We start from the raw sequence: 25,456 nt of genomic DNA, 5'->3' as shown, positions 1-25,456 counted from the left end.
GCCGGGCCGCTCTTCAGGTAAGTCATGAGAACAACCCCGCTACGCGCCGATGTCCTGGCAGGACTCACCACAGCCTTCGCCCTGGTGCCCGAGTGCATCGCCTTCGCCCTGGTGGCGCACCTCAACCCGTTGATGGGCCTGTATGGCGCCTTCATCATCTGCACCCTGACCGCCCTGCTCGGCGGGCGCCCGGGGATGATTTCCGGCGCGGCCGGGTCCATGGCCGTGGTCATCGTCGCCCTGGTGGTCACCCACGGCGTGCAGTACCTGCTGGCGACGGTGCTGCTCGGCGGGCTGATCATGATCGCCTTCGGCCTGCTGCGCCTGGGCAAACTGGTGCGCATGGTGCCGTATTCGGTGATGCTCGGCTTCGTCAACGGCCTGGCGATCATCATTGCCCTGGCCCAGCTTGAGCACTTCAAGGCCGATGGCGCCTGGCTCAGCGGTGCACCGCTGTACCTGATGCTGGGGCTAGTGGCCCTGACCATGGCGATTGTCTACCTGTTGCCGCGCCTGACCCGCAGCGTGCCGCCGGCGTTGATCGCCATTCTCGGCGTCGGTGCCGGCGTCTACCTGCTCGACCTGCCGACCCGCACCCTCGGCGATCTTGCCCACATCGCCGGCGGCCTGCCGGCCTGGAGCTGGCCGCAGGTGCCGTGGAACCTCGAAACCCTGCAGGTCATCGCCCCCTACGCACTGCTCATGGCCCTGGTCGGCCTGCTGGAAACCCTGCTGACCCTGAACCTCACCGATGAAATCACCGAGACCCGCGGCCACCCCGACCGCGAATGCGTAGCCCTGGGCGTGGCCAACATGACCAGCGGGCTGTTCGGCGGCATGGGCGGTTGCGCGATGATCGGCCAGACCGCCATCAACCTGAGCTCCGGCGGCCGAGGGCGGCTGTCGGGAGTGGTTGCCGGGGTGATGATCCTGATGTTCGTGCTGTTCCTGTCTCCGCTGATCGAGCGCATTCCGCTGGCAGCGCTGGTCGGGGTGATGTTCGTGGTGGCCCAGCAGACCTTCTCGTGGGCGTCGTTGCGGGTGCTGCACAAGGTGCCGGTCAACGATGTGCTGGCGATCATCGCCGTGACCCTGGTCACGGTGTTTACCGACCTTGCCACTGCGGTGCTGTGCGGCATCGTCATCGCCGCGCTCAATTTTGCCTGGCAACAGGCCCGTGAGCTGTATGCCGACAGCCACGACGAAAGCGACGGCAGCAAGCTGTACAAGGTCCACGGCACCCTGTTCTTCGCCTCGACCACGCCGTTCCTCAACCAGTTCGACCCGGCCAATGACCCGGCCCAGGTGACCCTCGACTGCCGTCACCTGAACGTTGTCGACTACTCGGCGATCGCCGCGCTCAAGACCCTGCGCGAGCGCTATAGCAACAACGGCAAGCACCTGCGCGTGGTGCACCTGTCCGAACGCTGCAAGCAATTGCTCAAACGCGCCGGGCTTGAGCACTAGGGCGGTTTACGGCGCGCCGAACATCGCTGTCCAGTAGATCCCGGCGTCGCTTTTGGGGTCGACCGCGTAAGCTGCGCCCAGCTCGCTGAACTGCGGGTTCATCAGGTTGGCGCAGTGGCCGGGGCTGGCCAGCCAGCCATCGACCACCTTGCGCGGGGTGTCCTGGCCGGCGGCGATGTTCTCGCCGACCTGCTGGCCGGCATACCCGGCAAGCTCGGCGCGATCCCCCGGAGTGCGACCGTCGCGGTCCTTGTGATCGAAGAAGTTGTTGTTGGCCATGGCCCGCGTGTGGCTTTCGGCGGCGCCGGCCAGGGTAGTGTTCCAGGCCAGCGCCGTGGTCGCATTGAACGCTTGGCCGCCGCACTGGCGGGCCTGGCTACGCGCTGTGTTGATCATCTCCAGGACCTTCTGCCCTTCGGCCTGCCAGTCGCCCAGGCGCCCGGCCAGCAGCGGCCGCGCCAGCACGATGCGCCAGTCGCGGCCCTCGCGGCTGACGCCGACATCAACGAACTGCGGGTCGAGTACCACCTGGCAGAAGCTTTCGCGCACCGCCTGCATCGCCGCCTGCGCATCGCGCGGCCCGGACAGGCTGATGGCCTGGACGTTGACCATCGGGTAGCTGTTTTGCACCAAAGCCTCGCGCAGGTCGCCCATGCTGTTGGCCGGCAGCATCAGGCGCGGGTCGCTGGCCAGCGGCGGCAGCTCCATCGACCCCTGGCCTGCGCAACGCTGGGCCTGGCTGCGGTAGGCGTTGATCGACTCGATCAGCTGCGACTCGTCGCTGGCCTGGGCGGTCACGCTAAACGCCAGGCCCAGCGACAACAACGCCAGCGGTGCAACAGGTGAAGTGACGCGCATGGAAATCTCCCTTGAACGGACTGCGTAGATGATGCCCGAAGTTGCCCGTCGTCTGACAGCGGGAATGTTTTGAGTTCCTTGCGGTCGATCCTGTAACGGGAAGTTCCACTCCCAGGCCAATCAAAGGTTCGAGCATGCGCCTGCTAACAATTGCAACTTGCCTGGTACTGACGTTTTCCAGCGCCCTGACATTGGCGGCCGACTCCAAGGCCCAGGTGGCCGAAGAAAAAGCCCAGGTGCTGGAGCAAAAAGCTGCCAGCAACCCCGATGCCCCACCCGCGCCCAAATCCCAAGCCATCACCAAGACCGAAGTCCAGGCCGTCGACCCGGCTGGTGCAGCCGCGCTGGATGATGCCATCACCTGCCTGGCGCGCAGCATCTACTGGGAGTCCAAGGGCGGCGAATCAGCCGACATGGAGGCGGTGGCCAATGTGGTGATGAACCGGGTTGGCCACGCGGGCTTTCCCGATTCGGTCTGCGGCGTGGTCAAGCAGGGCTCGGAGACCGGCGCCTGCCAGTTCTCCTGGTGGTGCGATGGCCGCTCGGACGCTGTTCAGGAAGAGGTGCGCTACACCCTGGCCAAGGAAATAGCGCGCAAGGCGCTTAACAAACAACTGCCGGATCGCACCGGTGGCGCCCTGTACTTTCACGACCGCCATGTGCGCCCCGACTGGTCGAAGACCTTTGCCCGAACAGCCGAGACCAGCGAGTTTCTGTTCTACAAGCCGCGCAACGGCGAGTCGCACTAGCTCAATAGAAGTCGTAGTAGATCGTCCACTCGCCGCTGTCGCGGTGCTTGAAGAACATCAGGCTGCCGCTGTCGATCACGTTGAGGTTGATCTTGGCATCGGATGAGACCTGGAAGACGAACTCAAAGCCGTCGCCCGGGTCCACGCCCGACTGACAGAACGACGGATAGCCGCCAATCTTGTGCTCGTAGGCGTGGGTGATGACCTCGTAGTAGCACTCGATATCCCCTGCCTGTTCGAGCTTGACGATCTCGGTGACCAATTCATCCGGCACACCCCCGCCGTCCCACAGCGGATAGTCCTCGGCGAGTTTTTCAGCGCGCAGCGGGAAGGCCTTGAGAAAGGAGTTGGCGACCGGCAGGTCCTTGCGCACCAGCTCGTCGTCGGCGCGGTATTCGCGGATCAGCCAGTTGTTGCCCATGGGCTCGAATTCATCCGGGAACGGGTAACCGACGAACAGGGTGAGAACGCGGATGTCCTTGAGCAGCGGGCTGCTGAACGGCAGGCTCGGCAGGTGGAACTGGGCCACGGGCAACAAGGGCTCGCCAGCGGCGTTGGTCGGTACGCCTTCGTCTGGGCCGTAGAGGAAGACCCGGCCGAGCCAGCTTTCTTCATCGCTGTTGGTCGGGCGAAAGCCGCCGGCGAAAAAGCGCATGGCGGGTTTGGCCAGGCGTTGTTTGATTGCTTCAATGTCCATATTTTCTTCCTTGTCGCGATGCAATTTAACTGCGCAGCACCATCGCCTTGATGGTTTCGAACAATTCGCGCTGCGCCTGCTCGGCGCTAATTTCAGCATTCGCCGCCGCATGCGACAACGCCTCCGCCGCGCCGATCATCGCCCGCAATCCGGCCACGGCAATCGCGCCGCTGGCACTGAACGGCGCCAGCAGCGCCCGGCATTTTTCCATGAACACTGCCTCGTACTCGCGCTTGATCTGTTCAAGCTCTGGCGAGCTGGCCAGCGCAGCAATCACTCCGGGTATCTCCCGGCCCTGGGTCAACACGCAGTCGACGTAGCAATTGGCAAGCACTGCAGCGCTGCTCTCAAGCGTCGGCTCGCAGGCGGCCAGGGCGGCGTCCATCACCGCAGTCTGGCGCTCGTCGTAACACTGGTACAACGCCGCCAGCAAGCCTGAGCGGGTACCAAAATGGTCATACACCACCGGCTTTGTAACCCCGGCCAATTCCGCCAGTCGGCCCAGAGTCAGCGCCTCGGTACCCTCTTCGCGGACCAGGCGCCAAGCCACCTCCAGCAGTTGTTGCTGACGGTCTTCGCGCGACAGACGCCGACGAGGTTGCGGATCGCTTGACATGCTTACCTACCAAAAGTAACTTACCAAAAGTAACTTACGCCCAGCTTACAAGTTTCACCCTTTCCCCGCAATCTGCAGGAGCCCTTGCCATGCACGCGCTTGTTGTTGTCGCTCATCATGACCCGCAGTCACTCACCCACAGCCTGGCCGCCAAGGTGGTCGAAGGCCTGGCACAAAACGGCCATAGCGCCGAGCTCGCCGACCTGTTCGCCGAAGGTTTCAACCCGGTGTTCGCCGCCGCCGACCACGCGGTTCACCAACGCACTGCAGCGCCTGGCGCCGATGTGCTGGCAGAGCAGGCGCGCATCGACCGCAGCGATGCGCTGGTGCTGGTGTTTCCGGTGTATTGGTGGTCGATGCCGGCGCTGCTCAAAGGCTGGATCGACCGGGTATTCAGCAATGGCTGGGCGTTCGACTTCAGCACCGAAGCGCCGATGGTAAAAATGCTGGGCCGCTTGAACGTGCACCTGGTGGGCGTTGGCGGCGCCGATGCGGCAACCTTCAGCAAGCATGGCTACGGGCAGGCGATGAAGACCCAGATCGATCACGGCATCTTCGATTATTGCGGCGCCCGCGTGGTGAGCTCGACCCTGCTGCTGGAATCGGAAAGCGCCGACCCCGGCGCCCACCTGCAGCGCATGTTCGAGCACGGCCGCAGATTGTTCGCCGAGGTCGCCGAACCCGCCTGAAGCGCCTTACTTGCTGTCGCGGCGCTCGTTGATCCACTTCACCACCTGGGTGGAAAACTCCGCCGGTGCCTTGCGCCCCAGGCGCCGCGACAGGTCGAGGATAGTCTGCTGGGCCAGGGCTTCTTCCATGCGTTTTTGTGCGGTGAGCATCACCGCGTGAATGGCGCAGGTGCCATCGATGGCCCAGGCCGGCGGCGCGCCGTCGAACAGCGTGCAGCGGTCACGCACGTCGCGACAATCAAAGATCGCCTTGTGCCCGTCGATGGCCGTGACGATATCCAGCACGGTGATTTCATCCGCCGGCCGGGCCAGCCGGAAGCCACCCCGCACACCCTCGGTGGCCACCACCAGCCTGGCCTTGGCGAGCTTGGTAAAGACCTTGGCCAGGTATTCATGGGGCACCCCCTGCAGCTCGGCCAGGTCACGCACACTGGCTTCCCGGCTTTCGCCCAGGTCGTCGACCAGAAACAGCAGGCAGTGCAAGCCGTACTCGACGCCGGCGCTATACAGGGACATGACCATCTCCGACTTGATTTGTCGCCAATACTAGCAGTTCATCCTGACCACCAGCAAATCCAAGGCTTAACGCATAGGCGTTAAGAAAATGCTTGCGTCATTTAACTACGACCAATACAGTCGCAGTTATCCGGTGCGGGCAACAACACCCTGCGTCCGGCAAACAACAGCCCTTTTTTCTCGGAGCAGAACATGAAACAGCACATCCTGATCATCGGCGCCGGCTTCGGCGGTATGTGGAGCGCACTCAGCGCCAGCCGCCTGCTGGACCAGCACGGGCGCAACGATGTCACTGTCAGCGTGCTCGCACCGCAAGCCGAACTGCGCATCCGCCCGCGCTTCTACGAAACCGCTGTGCAGCAGTTGAAAGCGCCGCTGGCCGAGCTGTTTGCCGCGGTGGGGGTGAACTTCATCCAGGGCGCGGTGGACCAGATCGATGTGGCCGAAAAGCGCGTCGGCTACCGCGACGGCCAGGGCCGCCCGCAGGTGCTGGGCTACGATCGGCTGGTCATGGCCAGCGGCAGCGGTGTGGTCCGCCCAGCGCTGGCCGGGCTTGAGCAGTACGCCTTCGACGTCGACCAGATCGAATCGGCCAGCCGCCTGGAGCAGCACATCGAAGCCCTGGCCCTGCGGCCTGCATCAAAGGCGCGCAATACCGTGGTAGTGGCCGGCGGCGGCTTCACCGGCATCGAGACCGCCACCGAAATGCCCGCCCGCCTGCGTGCGATGCTCGGCGAAGATGCCCAGGTGCAGGTGATCATCGTCGATCGCGGCAACAAGATCGGCGCCGCCCTGGGCGAAGGCATCAGCCCGGCGATCATCGAAGCCTGCACGGCGCTGGGGGTGGAGTGGCGCCTGAATGCCTCGGTGGCTGGCGTCGATGCCGACGGCGTGACCCTCGCCGACGGCCAGCGCATCGAGGCCGCCACCGTGGTCTGGACCGTCGGCGTGCGCGCCAGCGCCCTCACCGCACAAGTCCCGGGGCAACGCGATGGCCATGGCCGCCTGCATGTCGATGACAACCTCAAGGTCATTGGCCAAGAGCATGTATTCGCCACCGGTGACGTCGCCTACGCCGCCACCGATGACCTGGGCAACCACGCCTTGATGACCTGCCAGCACGCCATCGCCCTGGGCCGCCACTCGGGCAACAACGTCGCCGCCGACCTGCTTGGCGTCGAGCCGACGCCATACCGCCAGCCCAAGTACGTCACCTGCCTGGACCTGGGGGCCTGGGGCGCGGTGTACACCGAGGGCTGGGAGCGTGAGGTGAAGCTGATCAAGGACGACGCCAAAGCCCTCAAGCAGCAGATCAACTCGGTGTGGATCTACCCGCCGGCGGCCGATCGGGCGGTTGCTCTGGCGGCGGCCGATCCGCTGATTCCGGTTGTGGCCTGAACGGCTCAGGCGTGTGACAGCAACGGGAACATCAGCCGGGCGTCTTCGATGAATTGACCGGCCTGGCCGAGCACGAACAGGCTGTCATCCGACACCAGCGGCTGCGCCTCGAAGCCGCTGCTATCCAGCGGCGCAAACCCCAGCACCACCCGGGTGGTCTGGGGTGTGCTCAGTTCTGCAATCAGTGCCTGCAGGTCGAGCGCACGCCTTGCGAACACCTCATAGAGCGTCATCACCCCGTCGACGATTTCCATCACCACATAGGCCTGCAGCGCTGGCGAGTAGTGAACGCAGTCTTTGAAAAACGACGTGCAATAGAACATCGTCTGGTCAGGGTTGCTGCGCATCGCCAGGCGTGCAACGGGCACGGCACTGTCAACCGCGCTGATGAAGCGCTGGCGCTCGAGCAGGTCGTCCATGTCGACCCGGTGGAAGCTGCAAGGCCTGTACGCTGGGGTTAGCGCCGCGCTGTATTCATGTTCGAGCACCCGCGCAAAACCGAATTTCGGGTAGTAATCCAGCACCGTGTCGTTGGCAAACAGGTAGACCAGTTCGCACTGGCCCTGCCATCTGTCCAGCACCCGCTCCAGCAACACGCGGCTCAGGCCCTGGCCGCGATACTCCGATGCGACCATCACCGTGCCCAACTGGATGCCACGCCTGGGTTCGCCGAGCACATCAAAATGCATCAGGTTGACCGAGATGTTGGCCACGATGCGCCCGTCATGGGCCAACGCCCACGGCTGGTAGCCTTCGCCCCAATAGCCGTCCTGGTACCACTGTTCGAAATCAAATTCGAAGGTCTGGTGGGTCAAGGCGTTGAAGCTGGCGCGCAGCCGGGTATCGTCCTTGAAGTTTTCCAGCAGGCTGAACTGCTGGCCTGCGATCGACAGGTCCATGCGCATTTCTCTTGGTTTTTGTCTGGCCGCCACCCTATTACTGCGGCCAGGAACAATCTGTAGGTAAATTGTAAAGCGGGCCGGACGCGGGTGATTGCACCTTGCCTCTCCGCACAGGTAAGATTGAGAACGATTCACACTCACACCTTCGGGAACGCCAACCGGTGCCAACCTCTTCCACCCGCAAGCTGGGCTTCTTTTTCAGCGACCATCACCGGTGGCTCCTGCAGCATATTCATAAGCGCCTGCGCAACCGCGCCGACGCCGAAGACACCGCCGCCGAGACCTTCTGCCAGATGCTCGCCGCCCAGGTCGACCCGGCCAGCATCCAGCAGCCGCGCGCCTACCTGTCGACCATCGCCCGCCGGCTGATCTTCGACCGCCATCGTCGGCGCCAGCTGGAGCTGGCCTACCTGGAACGCTTGTCGGCGCTGCCCGAGCCCCTGGCGCCCTCCCCCGAAGAGCAACTGCTGCTGATCGAGGCGCTGGTGAGCATCGACCAGGTGCTCGACGGCCTGCCGATGATCGTCAAGGCCACCTTCCTCTACAGCCAGCTCGACGGCATGAGCTACGTCGATATCGCGCGCAAGCTCGACATCTCCGAGCGCACGGTCAGCCGCTACATGAAGCAGGCCCTGAGCCAGTGCTACCTCAGCGAGCTGGCGCCATGAGCCAGCGCCGCCTCGAGCCCAGCGCCGAAGCCGCTATCGACTGGATGGTGCGCCTGAGTTCGGGCAACACCGACGCCCAGGTGCACAGTGAGTTCAGCCAGTGGCTGGGCAGCGACCCGGCCCACGCCCAGGCCTGGGCGCGCTTGCAGGAACGTCTGGGTGGCGCCTGCCAGACCGTGCGCAACTTCGAACGCCGCGCCCCGGGCCAGGCCGGTGAGGCGCGCCAATTGCTGCTGCAAACCAACGGCTCGCGGCGCGAGCTGCTGCGTGCCTTCGTCGGTATCGGTGTGCTCGGCGGCGGCCTGTGGCTGGGCGCGCGCAGTGAGGTCGGCCAGGAGCTGCTGGCCGATTTGCGCACCGCCAAGGGCGAGCGCCGCGACTTTACCCTGGCCGATGGCAGCCGCCTGAGCCTGAATGCCGGCAGCGCCGTCGACTTGCAGTTCGATGGCCAGCAGCGCTTGGTGATATTGCGCCGTGGCGAGCTGATCATCCAGGTCGCCGCCGACCCGCTACGGCCGTTACGGGTGCGCAGCGCTCAGGGCGAAATGCGCGCGCTGGGCACGCGCTTTCTGGTCAGCCAGCAAGCCCAGGCCACGCGCCTGGTGGTGCTTGAGCACTCAGTGCGCGCGCGGCTGTTCAACGGCAGCGAGCTGGACGTGCAGGAAGGCCAGGCCGCGCTGCTCGGCGGCGAACGCATCGAAGCCTTGGGCAACGGCGAGCGCCAACGCGCCGACTGGCTCAGTGGGCGCCTGAACGTGCTGGATGACTCCCTCGAGTCGGTGGTCGAGGCGCTGCGCCCCTACTACCGCGGCTTTGTCCGGGTCGAACCCGAGGTGCGCGGGCTGCGCGTGCAAGGGGTATTCCCGCTGGACGAACCGCAACGGGCCTTCGCCGCACTGGCTGAAACCCTGCCGCTCACGGTCGATCACTACAGCCCGTGGCTGACGTTGATCGGGGCGAAAACCCCGGCGCAAAAATAATTTATGCAAATCACTCGTATTTGTGTCCGGTTTTCATTTCTCATTGCACCTATCTCCTGACACGCCAACATAATCAGGAGAATTCCGTGCTCAACCCTTGGTCCCACGCCCTTCCTGTCGCCGTGGCCCTGGCCACGCTGGCCAGCGCCGCCCAGGCCCAGGAACAGGCCCTGAGCTTCAACCTGCCCGCCGCCGCCCTGGCCAGCACCGTCAATGCCATCGCCAGCCAGAGCGGGCGCATCGTGTCCCTGGACCCGGCGCTGGTACAAGGCAAGCAGGCACCGGCGATCGTCGGCCGGATGAGCGCCGTGCAGGCCATGCAAAAGGCCCTGGCCGGCAGCGGCCTGCAGTTGCTGGTCACCGAACAGGGCAACTTCAGCGTGCTGCCGAGCATCGACGCCGGCAACGCCCTGGAGCTGGGTGCGACCAATATCAACGGTATCGGCAGCGGTCTGGACCCAGCCACCACCGAGGGCACCGGCTCCTATGCGGCGCGGGCCACGACCATTGGCAAGGGCAGCCATACCCTGCGGGAAATTCCGCAGTCGGTCACGGTCATGACCCGCCAGCAGATGGACGACCAGAACATCGTCGACCTCAAGGACGCGGTCAACCAGACCACCGGCCTGGTCGGCCTGCAAGGCGTGGGCCCGGGCCTGATCATTACCTCGCGCGGTTTTCAGATCGACGACTGGCAATACGACGGCGTGGCGATCCCGCGCAACAACTATTCGCTGGGCAACTGGGCGACCCAGGACCTGATCTTCTTCGACCGCATGGAAGTGCTGCGCGGCTCCTCCGGCCTGCTGCAAGGCACCGGCAGCCCGGGCGGCGCCGTCAACCTGGTGCGCAAGCGCGGCCAGGCTGCGCCCACCGTGACCGTCACCGGCAAGGCCGGCAGCTGGGACCACTACGGCCTGCAACTGGACGCCGGCGGCCCGTTGAACGATGCCGGCACCGTGCGCGGGCGCTTCGTTGCCGACGAGGACCAGAGCGATTCGTTCGTCGACTACGAATGGAGCAAGACCCACTCGCTGTACGGCGCGCTGGACTTTGACCTGAACGAGGCCACCACCCTGGGCCTGGCGATCAGCCAGTCCAATGCCGAGTCGCGGCCAATGCTGCGCGGCCTGCCGCGCTATGTCGATGGCAGCGGTCTGGATGTATCGCGCTCGACCTTCACCGGCTCGCGCTGGAACCACCTGGAGATCGACGTCACCACCCTGTACGCCGACCTCGAGCACCGCTTCAACGACGACTGGAAATTCCACGTTGGCGCCATTCGCATGAGCGAGACCAACAAGTCGACCCACCAGCGGGTACAAAGCACCGGCGACGGCATCAACCTTGACGGCAGCGGCCTCACCTATGCCGACTGGATCACCGATTTCGACTCCACCAAGGTCGGTGTCGACATGAACCTGGTGGGCAAGTTCGACGCCTTCAACTTCGAGCAGGAACTGACCCTGGGCGGCAACTACTCGAAACTGACCACCGATGACCGCTTTGCCCGCGCCTTCAATCCCACCAGCGACAGCATCTTCGGTATCGACCATCATCGCCCGGAAATCAGCACCGAAAGCCTGCTGGCACAACGCACCGGGCGGGGCCTGACCGGCGCCTACGACATTCGCCAGAAAGGCCTGTATGGCGCCTGGCGGGTCAAGCTGGCAGAGCCGTTGACCCTGGTACTCGGTTCGCGGGTCAGCTGGTTCGACTACCGCTATGATTCGAGCGACTACTTTGGCGGCACCGGTGTCGTCTCTGTCAACCCGACCAGCACCATGACCGAAAGCGGCGAGGTTACCCCGTACGCCGGCATCATCTACGACCTGAGCCGCGAATGGTCGCTGTATGCCAGCTACACCGACGTCTTCGTACCCCAGACCGAACGTGCAGTCGGCGGCGCGGCGCTCAAGCCGATCATTGGCAGCAACTATGAAATGGGCATCAAGGGCGAACTGCTCGATGGCCGCGTCAACACCTCGCTGGCGGTGTTCCGCTACGACCAGGAAAACCGCGCGATCACCGACGTTGCCTCAGGCTTTGCCTGCGATGACTGGTACTGCTCCACCGCCGCCGGCAAGGTGCGCAGCCAGGGTATCGAGGCCGAAGTCAGCGGCGAAGTGCTCAGCGGCCTGCAGCTGTTTGCTGGCTACACCTACAACACCACCACCTACCTCGACGACCCGGACAACAAGGGCAAGGTGTTCAGTACCTGGACGCCCAAGCACATGTTGCGCATGTGGGGTAACTACCAGCTGCCGGGTGACTGGAGCAAGGCCAGCGCCGGTCTGGGCTTTACCGCGCAAACCCATACCCTGGGCTACGAGCACACCTACGACGTGCCCGGCTACGCCGTGTGGAACGCGCGTCTGGCGTACCAGCTGACGCCGGAAGTGGGCCTGGCGCTGAACGCCAACAACCTGTTCGACAAGCACTACTACATCGCTGCCTACAACCAGCTCAACGGCAACAACAACTTCGGCGACCCGCGCAACTTCACCTTCAGCGTGAAGTACACGCCGCAGTTCTAGGTAGTCAGTGCTGGCCCTGTCGCGGGTCAAGCCCGCTCCTACAGGTTTGAGGTGATCTCTGTGGGAGCGGGCATCAATCAGGCAACAGCGCTACAACGGCCACTGCGCCAGCGGCCAGTACTGCCCCTTGCGCGATTCGAACAAGCTGAAGTGCCGCGCGCGCAGGATAAATTCTGCCGGCACCAGCGCTTCGGGCTCACTGCCACGGTAGTCGCGGGCCAGTGTCAGGTGCGGGCGGTAGTCCCGTGGGTCCTCGGTAAAACCCAGCGCCAGCATCGCCTGCTGCAGGGCATACGCCAGCTGGCGCAACGCCGCCGGCGTCTGGCTTGGCACCAGCACCAGCGCCTTGGCCGGGCGCCACACCTGCAAACGGTCGAGCACCACTGTCAGGGGTTCGCCGGCCACCTTCACGCCCGCTGCGCCGGCCAGAATCGCCGGTAACTGCGCAGTGCCCGCCACACCGACGAACATCAACGTCAGGTGAAAGTTCGCCGACGGCACCGGTCGCGCGCTTTCCAGTTCCAGCTCGCTGCGCCAGCGGGCAATCGCCCGGCGCTGTTGCGGTGCGCAATCGAGGGCAAAAAACAGCCGCTTGAACGGCTCACCGGTATCGCCATTGCCTGGGTCCATGCCTCGTCATCCTGTGCGTTTTGGGGTTGTTGAGACTCTACCGCCAGTTACGCCATGGCGGCGAGGACTGGAATTCTCACGAACTTATCTGCGTTAGCCACCCGCTGAATCGTTCACGCAAACACTTGCGCCTAGCACTATGGTCGGACACATAACCGGTAACAATTACTACAAACCGTGATCACGATTGTTTATGCTGGCCGGCTTATGCCATGGCGCATCGCCACATCGACAAGTATCCGCCCATGAAAATCTTCTTCGTTTTACTGTTTGTTTTCTCGATTGCCTACGTTCATTTCAGAGGCAAAGTCAGGCACAAAGTCACCCGCCAGCTGGGTGATCACTCAAGCTTCCTGGCCCCGGTCAACGTCTTTCTGTACCTGTTCTCCAAGCTGCCGGCCAAACCGTACCTGCCGGTCGAGTCGTTCCCCGAGCTCAAGCCGTTGCAGGACAACTGGCAAGAAATTCGCGCCGAAGCCCAGCAACTGCTGCACGTCGGCGAAATCAAGAGTTCGCAGAACTACGACGACGTCGGCTTCAACTCGTTCTTCAAAAGCGGCTGGAAGCGCTTCTACCTGAAGTGGTACGGCGAGAGCCACCCTTCGGCAATGAAGCTGTGCCCGCGCACCACCGAGCTGCTGCAGGGCATCGGCACGGTCAAGGCGGCGATGTTCGCCACCCTGCCGCCGGGCTCCAAGCTGGTGCGCCACCGCGACCCCTATGCCGGCTCGTACCGCTATCACCTGGGCCTGGATACGCCCAATGACGACGGCTGCTACATCTGTGTCGATGGCCAGAACTACGCCTGGCGCGATGGTGAAGGGGTGATTTTCGACGAGACCTACATCCACTACGCCTCGAACCAGACCGAGCACAACCGCATCATCCTCTTCTGCGACGTCGAGCGCCCGCTCAAGTACCGCTGGGCCACGGCGTTCAACCGCTGGTTCAGCAAGAACGTGATGGCAGCCGCGGCGGCGCCGAACGATGCCGGCGACAAAACCGGCGGCATCAACCGCCTGTTCACCCGCATCTACAAAATCCGCGAACGTGGCAAGGCCCTGAAAAAACGCAACCGCACCCGCTACTACCTGGAGAAATGGGCAGTGGTGGCGGCCTTGGTGCTGGTGTTCATCTACATCTGATTCAGACCGCTGTCGCTGGCAAGCCAGCTCCTTGTAGGAGCGGGCTTGCCCCGCGATGCCCCCCTCCCAAAGTCCTGCCTTTTCCCGACCATCGACCAACGGCGCCCCGCCGGCAAAAAAACTAGCTTCACTGTTCTAGTTGCCAACCACACCAAGGTGAAGACAATGAGCATGATGGACTGGGATGCCTACCGTAAGCAGTTGATGGCCGGCATCGGCGATCTCAAGCAACTCTCTCCCGACACGGTCAACGGCTACATGACCGCCAGCGGCGCCGGGGCCAAGACCAACCACCTGGATGCCAAGACCCGCGAGCTGATCTCGCTGGCCGTGGCGGTCACCACCCGCTGCGACGGCTGCATCGCCGTGCATTCGGCCCAGGCGGTCAAGCACGGCGCGAGCCGCGAGGAAATCGCCGAAGCCCTGGGCGTGGCCGTGGCCATGAACGCCGGGGCGGCGCTGGTGTACTCGGCGCGGGCACTGGATGCCGTGGGCAAGGCCGGGCAGTAAGGCCGACCCTGAGTGCGCGGCCTGCGCCGCGCCTCACCCACTTCCTGGCGTTTTCGCATAAGCTAGCGGGCGAACCGTTTCCAGGACACCCCATGATCCACATCCGCCCCATGACCGCCGCTGACTTCGAGCTCTTCTGGCCGACCTTCCAGGCCATTGTCAGCGCCCGCGAAACCTACGCATTCGACCCGGCCATGAGCCAGGAGCAAGCCCGCCAGCTGTGGCTCGACGCACCGTTGCAGACCCTGGTGGCCGAAGAAGATGGCGTGCTGCTCGGTTCCTACTTTCTCAAGGCCAATGCCGCCGGCCCCGGCAACCATGTCAGCAATTGCGGCTACATGGTCTGCGACGCCGCCCGTGGCCGCGGCGTGGCGCGCTTGATGTGCGAACACTCGCAGCGCCTGGCGCGGCAACTGGGTTTCCTGGCCATGCAGTTCAACTCGGTGGTGTCCAGCAACGAGGTGGCGGTGGCCTTGTGGCAGAAGCTCGGCTTTGCCATCGTCGGGCGCTTGCCCAACGCCTACCGGCATGCGCGCCTGGGGCTGGTGGACAGCCTGGTGATGTACAAGTGGCTTGAGGAGCCGAAGCAGCCAATGCTGATCGGGCGCAAGAACATCGAGGCGGTGGTGTCGCGCAAGCGCGGGCGTTGAATCGATAGTGGCGATGCGCTGGCGAACTGATCTGCTCATTTGCCCAAGCCGTTGACTGCAAAGGTTTTCGGTGTTCAGATGCGCGCCAGTTTCAGGTGTCCTGCGCCGCCGTGCGCAGGGTGAAACGGGAAGCCGGTGCGTCATGTAAATGACTAGTCCGGCGCTGCCCCCGCAACGGTAAGCGAGCGAAGCCTTCGAAACACCACTGTGCCTTGGCATGGGAAGGTGAAGGCCTTCATGACCCTCGCAAGCCCGGAGACCGGCCTGAAGCTTCTGTTTGGCAACCCCGCGGTGGGCGGGCGCAGGCCGGTTGGCGTCCGCCTGCGCGTGCGCCATGCCTCCATGCGTTGTTCCCTCCGGGATTCATTCTTCCTGTTGACTGTGGAACGACATGTCCCGTACTTCCAAGCTTCACACCCTGGCGGCCAATGCCCTGGCCCCCTGCCTGGCCTTCTCTGCGCCAGCTTTCGCCGATGACCCCAGCCCCTCTGCGCTGGCCCTGCCCTCGACGGCCATCACCAGCAGCAGCGACAACGAATCCGTCAGCCTGGCCACCCCGCTGCCCGCCGGCTCGCGCCTGAACCTCAGCGCCATGGACACCCCGGCCAGCACCAGCAGCCTGGGCAGCGAAGCCATCGACGGGCGCAACAACCTCACCGTGCAGGATGCCGTGACGCGCTCGCCGGGCATCACCTCGGTGGCCACCCCGGGCAACGGCAATACGGCGCTGTCGGCCCGTGGCTTCAGTGGCCACGGTTCGGTGATGACCCTGTTCGACGGCGCGCGGATGTACACCGGCGCCGGCACCCAGAGCTTTCCGGTCGACCCGTGGATGATCGAGCGCATCGACGTGATCCGCGGCCCGGCCTCGGTGCTGTACGGCGAAGGGGCCACGGGTGCGGTGATCAACGTGATCCCGAAAAAACCCTTTGCCGGCGAGATCCGCAACCACCTGCGCCTGGGCTACGGCTCTTACGACCGCCAGCAACTGGGCCTGGACAGCGGCGGTTCGCTGAGCGAGCGGCTGAGCTACCGGGTGACCCTCAACCGCCAGCAAAGCAACGGCTGGATCGACCGTGGCGACTCGAAGAACCTGGCCATGAGCGCCGCCCTGCGCTTCGATGCCAGCGACGACCTGAGCTTCACCCTGGCCCACGAGCGCGGCGACGCCGAACCGATGAACTACTTCGGCACGCCGCTGATCGACGGCCACTACCGCGACAGCCTGAGCAAGAAGAACTACAACCTCAAGGATTCGGCCCAGCACTACCACGACGAGTGGACGCGCTTTAACACCGACTGGACCATCAGCGACTCGATCAGCGCCAGCAACCAGCTCTACTACCTCAAAAGCCGCCGGCACTGGCGCAACGCCGAGGACTACAGCTGGAACAGCGGCGTTGGCCAGCTTGAGCGTGGCAGCTACCTGGAGATCAAGCACGACCAGGAACAGCTCGGCGATCGCCAGAGCTTCACCTTCGACCACTCGCTGTTTGGCCTGGCCAGCAAGACCGTGGTCGGCGCCGAGTACAACCGCATTCGTTTCGGCATCGACAGCAACTCGCCGTACAACGACATCGGCGGCGATTTCGTCGACCCGTGGCAGCCGGCGCCGGGCTACTTCCACAGCGCCAGTCCGACCCGCGCGCAAACCGACAGCACCACCCGCACCTTCGCCCTGTTCGCCGAGAACCGCACCCAGTTGTCGGAGCGCTGGTCGCTGGTCACCGGCATTCGTCGCGACCAGAACCACATTGACCGCAACAACCTGGTCAACGACACCCGCAGCGACCGCAGCCTCAATGGCGGTAACTGGCGCGCCGGCCTGGTGTTCGCGGTGAATGAGCAACTGAGCCTGTACGGCCAGTACTCCACCAGCGAGGATGGCGTCAGCGACCTGGTGACCCTGAGCCCGACCCAGCAGCAGTTCGACCTGACCGAAGCCAAACAGACCGAGTTCGGCCTCAAGCAGCTGTTCTGGGACGGCCGTGGCGAGTGGACCCTGGCGGCTTATCACATCGTCAAGAAGAAGCTGCTGGTCGACAACCCCGACACCCACCAGAAAGAACAGGCCGGCCAGCAGACCTCCGATGGCCTGGAAGCGACCCTGGAACTGGCCCTGGCCAACCAGTGGCATGTTTCGGCCAACGCCTCGGTGGTACGCGCCAAATACGACGACTTCGACCAGGTAGTGAACGGCCAGAGCGTTTCCCGCGCCGGCAACCGCCCAAGCAACGTGCCACGGCGCACCGCCAACCTGTGGGTCAGCAAGGGCTTTGGCGACGACGTCGATGCCGGCCTGGGCCTGCGTTATGTCGATGAGCGCTATGCCAACACCGCCAACTCCCAGAGCGTGCCGGGCTTTACCGTGGTCGATGCCAACCTGGGCTGGCAGGCGCTGCCGGATGTGCGCCTGGGCTTGCAGTTGAATAACCTGCTGGACCGGCGTTATGCGGCCACCGCGCATAGCGGCGAGCAGTGGTTGATGGGGCAGCCGCGGTCGTATTTTGCGACGCTGGATTACACGTTCTGAGGTGAGGCCATCGCGGGGCAAGCCCGCTCCTACACAGGCTGTGGGAGCGGGCTTGCACCGCTAATCCGGCAAGCTATAACGCTCGGCAAAGTACTGACGAAAAAACTCCACCGCCACCCGTACCTTGGCCGAGCTGGCCAAGGGCGAGGTGTACACCGCCCAGATGTCCGCCGGCTGGTGATACTCCGCCAGCACCTGCAGCAGGCGCCCGTCGGCCAGGCTGTCGTGCACATCCCACCACGAGCGCAGCAAAATCCCGCGGCCATCCAGGCACCACTGGTGCGCCACTTCGCCGTGGTTGCTTGACAGGCTGCCGGTCACCCGCACGCTCTCCTCACCATTGGGCCCTTGCAGCTGCCAGACACCAAACGGGTGGTCGCGCTCCTTGATCACCAGGCAATCATGGCTGGCCAGCTCGGCCAGCACCCCGGGCGTGCCGCACCGGGCCAGGTAGGCCGGCGAGGCACACAGCACCCGGCGGTTCCGGGCCAGCGGCTTGGCAATCAGGTTGGGGGCGATGGCGTTGCCGACGCGGATGTCCAGGTCGACGCCCTCTTCGATCAGGTCCACCAGGCGGTCATGCACGTCCAGGCGTACATCCAGGCGCGGGTAGCGCTCGGCCAGCTCCGACAGCGCCGGGGCGACGAAGCGCCGGCCCAGGCCCAGGCTGCTGGCAATCCGCAGCTGGCCCACCGGCTCGCGGTGCTGGGCGCTGATGTCATCGCCCATGCGCTGCACCGCATCGAAAATCTGCTGCGCCCACTGGTACACCCGCTCGCCCTCCTCGCTCACTGTCACCCGCCGGGTGGTGCGGTGCAGCAGGCGCACTTCAAGGGTTTGCTCAAGCACGCGGATGCGCTTGCTGATGAACGCGGCCGACATGCCGAGCTCTTCGGCCACCGCCGCGAAGCTGGCACGCTTGGCCACCTGAAGGAAGATATTGAGGTCGTCGAGGCTGGGAAGATTATTCACGATGCGTGCACTAAGAATCCATGAATCACGAGATTATCTCTGAATCCTGCCCTTATAGCATGAGCCGCACCTGTTCCCTAGACAACGAGTGCGCCCCTCATGAGCAAGACTTTCAGAATCGCCGCAATTCCCGGTGACGGCATCGGCAACGAAGTCCTCCCCGAAGGCATCCGCGTGGTCGAGGCCGCCGCGCGCAAGCATGGCCTGGACATCAGCTTCGAGTTCTTCGAATGGGCCAGCTGCGACTACTACCTGGCCCACGGCAAGATGATGCCGGACGACTGGTTCGAGCAGCTCAAGGATTTCGACGCCCTGTATTTCGGTGCAGTGGGCTGGCCCGACAAAGTCCCGGACCACATCTCGCTGTGGGGCTCGCTGCTGAAGTTTCGCCGCGACTTCGACCAGTACGTGAACATCCGCCCGGTCCGCCTGTTCCCTGGCGTGCCCTGCCCGCTGGCTGGCCGTGAGCCGGGCGATATCGATTTCGTGGTGATCCGCGAGAACACCGAAGGCGAATACTCGTCCCTGGGCGGGCGCATGTTCGAAGGCACCGCCAACGAGTTCGTGCTGCAGGAGTCGGTGTTCACCCGCCGTGGTGTCGACCGTATCCTCAAGTACGCCTTCGAGGTGGCGCAAACCCGCGAGCGCAAGCACGTGACCTCGGCGACCAAGTCCAACGGCATGGCCGTGAGCATGCCCTACTGGGACGAGCGCACCGCAGCCATGGCTGCCAATTATCCGGACATCACCTGGGACAAGCAGCACATTGATATCCTCTGCGCCCGCTTCGTGCTGCAGCCGGATCGCTTCGACGTGGTGGTGGCCTCGAACCTGTTCGGCGACATCCTCTCCGACCTCGGCCCGGCCTGCGCCGGCACCATCGGCATCGCGCCATCGGCCAACCTCAACCCCGAGCGCAAATTCCCGTCGCTGTTCGAACCGGTGCACGGTTCGGCCCCGGACATCTACGGCAAGAACATCGCCAACCCGATCGCGATGATCTGGTCGGGTGCGCTGATGCTCGAGTTCCTTGGCAACGACGGCGCCGACCCGCGCTACCGCGCCGCCCACGACGACATCCTCAAGGCCATCGAGCAGGTCATTGCCGCCGGCGACACCACCCGCGACATGGGCGGGCAGAAGTCGACCCAGCAAGTCGGCGAAGCCATCAGCGCGCTGATCGAAGGTTGAGGACCATGGGCCGATTGTCAGAATTGTCTGACAAAACGGCCCCTTGGCTCTTGCGGGTGAAGCGGATTATCTGCAGAATCTGTTAACCAAAAGATTCACGTTAACCATTAGTTAACATAGAAGCAGGGAGTGCTGCCGCAACACCCCGGAGTGCCTGCCGGGTATAGCTAAGAACGCCAACGTCCAGGAGACGATGATGTCGCACAAAAATAAAAAGATAGATGTGTTCCTGATTACCGTGAGTTTGATTGCCGTGCTGCTCACTGTCATCGGCCTTGCAGCCTTCCCGGGCGAAGCCGAGCACGCGGCCAACCAGTTGTTCGAACTGTCGACCCGGACCTTCGGCACCAGTGTCCAGGTGCTGGTGTTCGGCAGCTCGCTGGCGGTGCTGTACCTGGCCTTCAGCAAGTACGGCAACATCCGCCTGGGCAGTGGCAAACCCGAGTACGCCACCGCCACCTGGGTGTTCATGTTCATCTGCGCCGGCATGGGTTCCTCGACCCTGTACTGGGGCGTGATGGAATGGGCCTACTACTACCAGACCCCGGGCCTGAACATCGCCGCCGCTACCCCCAAGGCGCTCGAGTACAGCATCAGCTACTCGTTCTTCCACTGGGGCGTCAGCGCCTGGTCGATCTATGCCTTGGCCTCGCTGGCCATGGCCTATCACTTTCATGTACGCAAGAAGAGCGGCCTGAACCTGGCCTCGATCGTTGAAGCGGTGACCGGCTTCAAGGCCACCGGCCCGGTCGGGCGCAGCGTCGACCTGATCTTTTTGCTGACCATGATGGGCGCACTGACCGTGTCGCTGGCGCTCACCGCCTCGACCCTGACCCGTGGCCTGCATGACCTGGCTGGCACCCCGGACACCTTCACCGTGCAACTGCTGGTGATCGGTGCGGTGGCGGTGATGTTCTCGCTCAGCTCCTACATCGGTATCGATGGCGGCCTGCAGCGCCTGAGCAAGATGGTCTGTATCGGCGCCCTGGTGTTTGCCCTGGTGGTGCTGCTGGTCGGCCCGACCCAGTTCACCATCAACAACACCGCCAACTCGATTGGCCTGATGATCCAGAACTACGTGCACATGAGCCTGTTCACCGACCCGGCCGGCGATGGTGCCTTTACCCGCAACTGGACGGTGTTCTACTGGCTCTGGTGGGTGTCCTACGCGCCAGGCGTGGCCATGTTCGTGACCCGCGTATCGCGCGGCCGGCAAATCAAGGAAGTGGTCATGGCCCTGCTGCTCGGTGGCAGCTTCGGTTGCTGGTTCTTCTTCGGTGCGCTGGAAAGCTACAGCATGCACCAGTTCATCACCGGCGCCGTCGACGTGCCGAAGATGCTCAGCGAACAAGGCGGCGAATCGGCGGTGACCCATCTGCTGCTGGCCTTGCCGTGGGGCCAGGTGTTCCTGGGCGTGTACCTGTTCATCATGGCGATCTTCTGCGCCTCGCACATGGACGCCGCCGCCTATGCCGTGGCCGCCACCAGCACCCGCAACCTGCGCGAAGGCGACGACCCGACGCCGACCCACCGCCTGTTCTGGTGCGTGGTGCTGACCCTGGTGCCGCTGGCCATGCTGTTCGCCAAGGCCTCGTTGTCGACCATGAAGACCGCCGTGGTGCTCACCGCCATCCCGTTCATGGTGATCCTGCTGGTGAAGATCTACGGCTTCTTCAAATGGATGATCGAAGACTACGGCCAGGTCCCGGCCTACCGCATCGAGGAAGAAGCGGCGCGCATGGCCGGTGAAGAACCGGCGCAAAAAGCCCCGCGCAGCGCCGCCGCAGTGCACTGATCACACACCTGTGGGAGCGGGCTTGCCCCGCGATAGCGATCTGAGCCTCGTACAGGCCAGATCGCGGGGCAAGCCCGCTCCTACAACAGCAGTAAATTTTTTTGCCTGATTTGTTAACTGATAGATACGCGTTAACCAATAACTAAAAACCGTGCTTGTGAGACCCCGATCATGAATGACTTCAAACGCCTGCCCGCCGATTTCTGCGCCAACGCCGAAGAGGCGTTCACCATCCCAGCGAGCTTCTACACCCAGGCCGCGGTGTTCGAGCACGAGAAAGAAAACATCTTCGCCCGCAGCTGGATCTGCGTCGGCCACCGCAGTGAAGTGGCCGAGAACAACGCCTACATCACCCGTGAAGTGATCGGCGAAAGCATCATCGTCGTGCGCGGTCGCGACAGCATCCTGCGCGCCTTCTACAACGTCTGCCCGCACCGTGGCCACCAGTTGCTCAGCGGCAGCGGCAAGGCCAAGAACGTCATCACCTGCCCGTACCACGCCTGGACCTTCAAGCTCGACGGCGACCTGGCCCACGCGCGCAACTGCGACAACGTGGTCAACTTCGACAAAGAGAACTCGACCCTGGTGCAGCTGCGCGTCGAAGAATACGCAGGCTTCATCTTCATCAACATGGACATGCAAGCGGGTTCGGTCGAAGACCAGCTGCCCGGCCTGCAAGCGCGCATGCGTGAAGCCTGCGGCGTGATCGACGACCTGCACCTGGCCGCGCGCTTTGTCAGCGACACCCCGGCCAACTGGAAGTCGATCGTCGACAACTACCTCGAGTGCTACCACTGCGCCCCGGCCCACCCGGGCTTCTCCGACTCGGTCGACGTCGGCCAGTACAGCCACAGCATGCATGGCAACTGGACCCTTCAGTACGGCCTGGCGAAACCTTCGGAGCAGTCGTTCAAGTTCGACGAAAGCGTCAAGGACCCCTCCTTCGCAGGTTTCTGGGCCTGGCCGTGCACCATGTTCAACGTGCCGCCAGGAGCCAACTTCATGACCGTGATCTACGAGTTCCCGGTCGATGCCGAAACCACCCTGCAGCACTACGACATCTATTTCCTCAACAAGGACATCAGCGAAGAGCAGCAAAAGCTCATCGACTGGTACCGCGAAGTGTTCCGCCCCGAAGACCTGCGCCTGGTCGAGAGCGTGCAGAAAGGCCTCAAGTCTCGCGGCTATCGTGGCCAGGGCCGGATCATGGCCGACCGCGAGCGCAGCGGCATGAGCGAGCACGGCATTGCTCACTTCCACAACCTGATCGCCGTCGCCCACCTCAACGACTGATACCGCCCGCCGCAGGCCTGACCGCCTGCGGCGCGCTTCGGAGTGCCTTGCGTGAAACTCAATGACAACAAGCTGTTCCGCCAGCAGGCCTACATTGCCGGGCGCTGGTGCGACGCCGATGACCGGCGCAGCCTGCCAGTAACCGACCCGGCCACCGGCGAGCTGCTCGGCAGCGTGCCGCTGATGGCCGGCAACGAAGCGCTGCGCGCCATCGAAGCCGCCGAGGCGGCCCTGGCCGACTGGCGCGGGCGCACCGCCAAGGAACGCGCCCAGGTGCTGCGTCGCTGGTTCGAACTGCTGCTCGAACACGAACAGGACCTCGCCCGGCTGATGACCTTCGAACAGGGCAAGCCGCTGCACGAAGCCCTGGGTGAAATCCGCTACGCCGCCTCCTTCGTCGAATGGTTCGCCGAAGAAGGCAAGCGCGTTTATGGCGACGTGATCCCCAGCCCGTCAAACGACAAACGCCTGCTGGTGATCAAGCAAGGCATCGGCGTGTGCACCGCCATCACCCCGTGGAACTTCCCGGCGGCGATGATCACCCGCAAGGTCGCCCCGGCCCTGGCCGCTGGCTGCACCATGGTGGTCAAGCCGGCCAACGAAACACCGTTCTGCGCCCTGGCCCTGGCCGAGCTTGCCGAGCGCGCCGGGGTACCGGCCGGGGTATTCAGCGTGGTCACCGGCGATGCCCCGGCGATTGGCGCGCAGTTCACCGGCCACCCGAGCGTGCGCAAGCTGAGCTTTACCGGCTCCACGCCTATCGGCCGCCTGCTGATGGGCCAGTGCGCCGAGACCATCAAGAAAGTCAGCCTGGAACTGGGCGGCAACGCGCCGTTCATTGTCTTCGCCGATGCCGACATCGACGCGGCGGTCGAAGGCGCCATCGTCGCCAAGTACCGCAACGCCGGGCAGACCTGCGTGTGCGTCAACCGCTTCTACGTGCACGACAGCGTGTATGAGCAGTTTGCCCAGCGCTTCGTCGAACGCGTACGCGCCCTGGAAGTCGGCCATGGCAGCGCCGTCGGCAGCCAGATCGGCCCGCTGATCAGCGACAAGGCGGTGGCCAAGGTCCGCAGCCTGATCGACGACGCGCTCGGCAAAGGCGCCGAGCTGGTGCTAGGCGGCAAGGCCCATGCCCTGGGCGGCAACTTCTTCGAACCCACCGTGCTGGCCAACATTGGCCCGGGCATGGAGCTGCTCGAAGAAGAAATCTTCGGCCCGGTGGCGGCGCTGGTGCGCTTTAGCAGCGACGAGCAGGTCATTGCCCTGGCCAACGCCACCCAGTACGGCCTCGCCGCCTACTTCTACAGCCGCGATATCGCCCGGGTGTTCAAGGTTGCCGAGCAGCTGGAGTACGGCATGGTCGGGGTCAACACCGGGCTGATCTCCAACGAGGTCGCGCCGTTCGGTGGCATCAAGCAATCGGGCCTGGGCCGTGAAGGCTCCAAGTACGGCATCGAGGATTATCTGGAAATCAAATACCTGTGCCTGGCGGTCTGAGCACAGGTTCCGACACGCGGCAGGGCCTGCCGCGTGCTGTTGCAGTCGAGGTGAAACATGGCCAACAAGTATGAAATGTTCAGCGTGCAGGTAACCGAAGTCGAACAGGCAACGCCGCTGATCAAGCGCTTCACCCTGGCCCGCGAAGACGGCGCGCCGATGCCCGCCTTCACCGGCGGCAGCCATGTCATCGTGCAGATGCAGGGCGCCGATGGCAGCCAGTTCAGCAACGCCTATTCGCTGATGAGCGATCCGCGCGACACCCGCAGCTACCAGATCGGCGTGCGCCTTGAAGAGCAGTCCAAGGGCGGCTCGGCGTTCATGCACCAGCAGGTGCAGGTTGGCAGCCGCCTGACCATCTCCTCGCCGAACAACCTGTTCGCCCTCGACCCCAGCGCCGGGCGCCATGTGCTGATTGCCGGCGGCATCGGCATCACGCCGTTCCTGGCCCAGTTGCACGAGCTGGAAGGTGGCGCCACTGATTACGAGCTGCACTACGCCTTCCGCGCCCCGGAGCACGGTGCCTTCCAGCAGCAACTGGAAAGCGGTCCGCATGCCGGCAACACCCGTTTCTACATCGACAGCCTCGAGCGCAAGCTCGACCTCGCCGCGCTGTGCGCGGGCCTGGCTGACGATGCCCACCTGTATGTGTGCGGGCCCAAGCCGCTGATCGATGCGGTGATCGCCACCGCCGCCAAGGCCGGCATCGGCGAGCAGCGCGTGCACTGGGAGCAGTTCGCCGCCGCCCCGGTGACCGGCGCCGCCTTCACCGTGGTGCTGGCCCGTTCCGGCACCGAGCTGCAGGTCGAGGAAGGCATGACCATCCTCCAGGCCATCGAGAAGTCCAAGGCCGCCAAGGTCGAATGCCTGTGCCGCGAAGGCGTGTGCGGCACCTGCGAGACAGCGATCCTTGAAGGCGAGGCCGAGCACTTTGACCAATACCTGAGCGATGACGAAAAGGCCGCGCAGCAGAGCATGATGCTCTGTGTCTCGCGGGCCCGCTCGGCACGCTTGGTGTTGGATCTGTAGGCATCAAGCTCCAAGCTTCAAGCCTCAAGCTGCAAGACAGGTACGCTCAGGCTCCTCTTGCAGCTCGAAGCTTGAAGCTGCCCCATAGGGGTGCTGGATCTGTAGGCATCAAGCGCTAGGTTTCAAGCCTC

At 64.0% G+C, this 25,456-nt stretch carries 23 protein-coding genes and 1 riboswitch; of the genes, 16 read left to right on the top strand and 7 right to left on the bottom strand.

Going from position 1 to position 25,456, the window contains the following annotated elements:
* The first annotated feature begins 24 nt into the window (after positions 1 to 24).
* A complete protein-coding gene (locus LOY22_RS10550) occupies positions 25 to 1,467 on the top strand; it encodes a SulP family inorganic anion transporter (protein WP_213601710.1) in 1,443 nt (480 codons plus the stop codon).
* Positions 1,468 to 1,473: 6 nt separating this feature from the next.
* On the opposite strand, the gene LOY22_RS10545 is transcribed toward LOY22_RS10550, so the two are convergent.
* Entirely contained in the window at positions 1,474 to 2,325 is an 852-nt protein-coding gene (locus LOY22_RS10545; RefSeq protein ID WP_258597399.1) for a CAP domain-containing protein, read from the bottom strand.
* Positions 2,326 to 2,459: 134 nt separating this feature from the next.
* Here LOY22_RS10545 and LOY22_RS10540 point away from each other — a divergent pair, with 134 nt between their 5' ends.
* The gene (locus LOY22_RS10540; RefSeq protein WP_093384391.1) at positions 2,460 to 3,074 is read left to right on the top strand and encodes a cell wall hydrolase; all 615 of its coding nucleotides are present in this window, start codon (positions 2,460 to 2,462) and stop codon (positions 3,072 to 3,074) included.
* A 1-nt stretch (position 3,075) separates the two neighbouring features.
* On the opposite strand, the gene LOY22_RS10535 is transcribed toward LOY22_RS10540, so the two are convergent.
* Both LOY22_RS10535 and LOY22_RS10530 read right to left on the bottom strand, forming a co-directional pair.
* Complete coding sequence (locus LOY22_RS10535; protein ID WP_195883704.1) at positions 3,076 to 3,771, bottom strand: DUF1963 domain-containing protein; 696 nt, start codon at positions 3,769 to 3,771, stop codon at positions 3,076 to 3,078.
* Between the two features lie 25 nt (positions 3,772 to 3,796).
* Positions 3,797 to 4,387 carry a TetR/AcrR family transcriptional regulator gene (locus LOY22_RS10530; protein ID WP_093384399.1) on the bottom strand — a complete coding sequence of 197 codons (591 nt, stop codon included), beginning with the start codon at positions 4,385 to 4,387 and terminating at the stop codon, positions 3,797 to 3,799.
* Between the two features lie 89 nt (positions 4,388 to 4,476).
* Here LOY22_RS10530 and LOY22_RS10525 point away from each other — a divergent pair, with 89 nt between their 5' ends.
* Positions 4,477 to 5,076, top strand: coding sequence for an NAD(P)H-dependent oxidoreductase (locus LOY22_RS10525; protein WP_093384403.1), 600 nt, complete (start codon positions 4,477 to 4,479; stop codon positions 5,074 to 5,076).
* 6 nt (positions 5,077 to 5,082) lie between these two features.
* Here the strand turns inward: LOY22_RS10525 and LOY22_RS10520 are convergent, their stop codons facing one another.
* Complete coding sequence (locus LOY22_RS10520; protein ID WP_045201334.1) at positions 5,083 to 5,592, bottom strand: Rrf2 family transcriptional regulator; 510 nt, start codon at positions 5,590 to 5,592, stop codon at positions 5,083 to 5,085.
* A 192-nt stretch (positions 5,593 to 5,784) separates the two neighbouring features.
* On the opposite strand from LOY22_RS10520, the gene LOY22_RS10515 reads away from it, so the two are divergent.
* Positions 5,785 to 6,990 carry an NAD(P)/FAD-dependent oxidoreductase gene (locus LOY22_RS10515; protein ID WP_258597397.1) on the top strand — a complete coding sequence of 402 codons (1,206 nt, stop codon included), beginning with the start codon at positions 5,785 to 5,787 and terminating at the stop codon, positions 6,988 to 6,990.
* A 5-nt stretch (positions 6,991 to 6,995) separates the two neighbouring features.
* On the opposite strand, the gene LOY22_RS10510 is transcribed toward LOY22_RS10515, so the two are convergent.
* Positions 6,996 to 7,889, bottom strand: a complete 894-nt coding sequence (locus LOY22_RS10510; RefSeq protein WP_176794273.1) for a GNAT family N-acetyltransferase — start codon at positions 7,887 to 7,889, stop codon at positions 6,996 to 6,998.
* 164 nt (positions 7,890 to 8,053) lie between these two features.
* On the opposite strand from LOY22_RS10510, the gene LOY22_RS10505 reads away from it, so the two are divergent.
* The 3 genes from LOY22_RS10505 to LOY22_RS10495 all read left to right on the top strand — a co-directional run bounded on the left by LOY22_RS10505 (position 8,054) and on the right by LOY22_RS10495 (position 12,077).
* Positions 8,054 to 8,560 (top strand): sigma-70 family RNA polymerase sigma factor, encoded by a 507-nt coding sequence (locus tag LOY22_RS10505; RefSeq protein ID WP_045201262.1) that lies wholly within the window; start codon positions 8,054 to 8,056, stop codon positions 8,558 to 8,560.
* Positions 8,557 to 9,540, top strand: coding sequence for a FecR domain-containing protein (locus tag LOY22_RS10500; protein WP_045201261.1), 984 nt, complete (start codon positions 8,557 to 8,559; stop codon positions 9,538 to 9,540). The genes LOY22_RS10505 and LOY22_RS10500 overlap by 4 nt, the downstream gene beginning before the upstream one ends.
* 86 nt (positions 9,541 to 9,626) lie before the next feature.
* Complete coding sequence (locus LOY22_RS10495) at positions 9,627 to 12,077, top strand: TonB-dependent receptor (RefSeq protein ID WP_093384417.1); 2,451 nt, start codon at positions 9,627 to 9,629, stop codon at positions 12,075 to 12,077.
* Positions 12,078 to 12,167: 90 nt separating this feature from the next.
* Here the strand turns inward: LOY22_RS10495 and thpR are convergent, their stop codons facing one another.
* Positions 12,168 to 12,707 (bottom strand): RNA 2',3'-cyclic phosphodiesterase, encoded by a 540-nt coding sequence (thpR, locus tag LOY22_RS10490; RefSeq protein ID WP_093384422.1) that lies wholly within the window; start codon positions 12,705 to 12,707, stop codon positions 12,168 to 12,170.
* A gap of 245 nt (positions 12,708 to 12,952) precedes the next feature.
* On the opposite strand from thpR, the gene lpxO reads away from it, so the two are divergent.
* From lpxO to LOY22_RS10470, 4 genes are all read left to right on the top strand, one after another.
* Positions 12,953 to 13,852: a lipid A hydroxylase LpxO gene (gene lpxO / locus LOY22_RS10485; protein WP_045201333.1), complete on the top strand. Its 900-nt coding sequence runs from the start codon at positions 12,953 to 12,955 to the stop codon at positions 13,850 to 13,852.
* A gap of 165 nt (positions 13,853 to 14,017) precedes the next feature.
* A complete protein-coding gene (locus LOY22_RS10480) occupies positions 14,018 to 14,362 on the top strand; it encodes a carboxymuconolactone decarboxylase family protein (RefSeq protein ID WP_045201258.1) in 345 nt (114 codons plus the stop codon).
* A gap of 92 nt (positions 14,363 to 14,454) precedes the next feature.
* Positions 14,455 to 15,012: a GNAT family N-acetyltransferase gene (locus tag LOY22_RS10475; RefSeq protein ID WP_045201257.1), complete on the top strand. Its 558-nt coding sequence runs from the start codon at positions 14,455 to 14,457 to the stop codon at positions 15,010 to 15,012.
* A gap of 76 nt (positions 15,013 to 15,088) precedes the next feature.
* A riboswitch (cobalamin riboswitch) is annotated at positions 15,089 to 15,295 on the top strand.
* A gap of 108 nt (positions 15,296 to 15,403) precedes the next feature.
* Positions 15,404 to 17,545, top strand: coding sequence for a TonB-dependent siderophore receptor (locus tag LOY22_RS10470; protein WP_258597391.1), 2,142 nt, complete (start codon positions 15,404 to 15,406; stop codon positions 17,543 to 17,545).
* Between the two features lie 60 nt (positions 17,546 to 17,605).
* Here LOY22_RS10470 and LOY22_RS10465 read toward each other — a convergent pair whose 3' ends face one another.
* Entirely contained in the window at positions 17,606 to 18,517 is a 912-nt protein-coding gene (locus tag LOY22_RS10465) for a LysR substrate-binding domain-containing protein (RefSeq protein ID WP_258597389.1), read from the bottom strand.
* 99 nt (positions 18,518 to 18,616) lie between these two features.
* Between LOY22_RS10465 and LOY22_RS10460 the strand changes: the two genes are divergently transcribed.
* From LOY22_RS10460 to LOY22_RS10440, 5 genes are all read left to right on the top strand, one after another.
* Positions 18,617 to 19,708 (top strand): tartrate dehydrogenase, encoded by a 1,092-nt coding sequence (locus LOY22_RS10460; RefSeq protein WP_123567564.1) that lies wholly within the window; start codon positions 18,617 to 18,619, stop codon positions 19,706 to 19,708.
* A gap of 196 nt (positions 19,709 to 19,904) precedes the next feature.
* Positions 19,905 to 21,503 (top strand): BCCT family transporter, encoded by a 1,599-nt coding sequence (locus LOY22_RS10455; RefSeq protein WP_052676557.1) that lies wholly within the window; start codon positions 19,905 to 19,907, stop codon positions 21,501 to 21,503.
* A 171-nt stretch (positions 21,504 to 21,674) separates the two neighbouring features.
* Positions 21,675 to 22,796 (top strand): aromatic ring-hydroxylating dioxygenase subunit alpha, encoded by a 1,122-nt coding sequence (locus LOY22_RS10450; protein WP_045201252.1) that lies wholly within the window; start codon positions 21,675 to 21,677, stop codon positions 22,794 to 22,796.
* A gap of 51 nt (positions 22,797 to 22,847) precedes the next feature.
* Complete coding sequence (locus tag LOY22_RS10445) at positions 22,848 to 24,296, top strand: NAD-dependent succinate-semialdehyde dehydrogenase (protein ID WP_093384440.1); 1,449 nt, start codon at positions 22,848 to 22,850, stop codon at positions 24,294 to 24,296.
* A gap of 57 nt (positions 24,297 to 24,353) precedes the next feature.
* A complete protein-coding gene (locus LOY22_RS10440) occupies positions 24,354 to 25,325 on the top strand; it encodes a PDR/VanB family oxidoreductase (RefSeq protein WP_093384445.1) in 972 nt (323 codons plus the stop codon).
* The last annotated feature ends 131 nt before the right edge of the window (positions 25,326 to 25,456 follow it).

Origin of the sequence: Pseudomonas sp. B21-035 (assembly GCF_024748945.1) — a bacterium.
Lineage (GTDB): Bacteria > Pseudomonadota > Gammaproteobacteria > Pseudomonadales > Pseudomonadaceae > Aquipseudomonas.
Note: the sequence above shows the minus strand (reverse complement) of the source record. Positions and strands in the feature narration are given on the sequence as shown.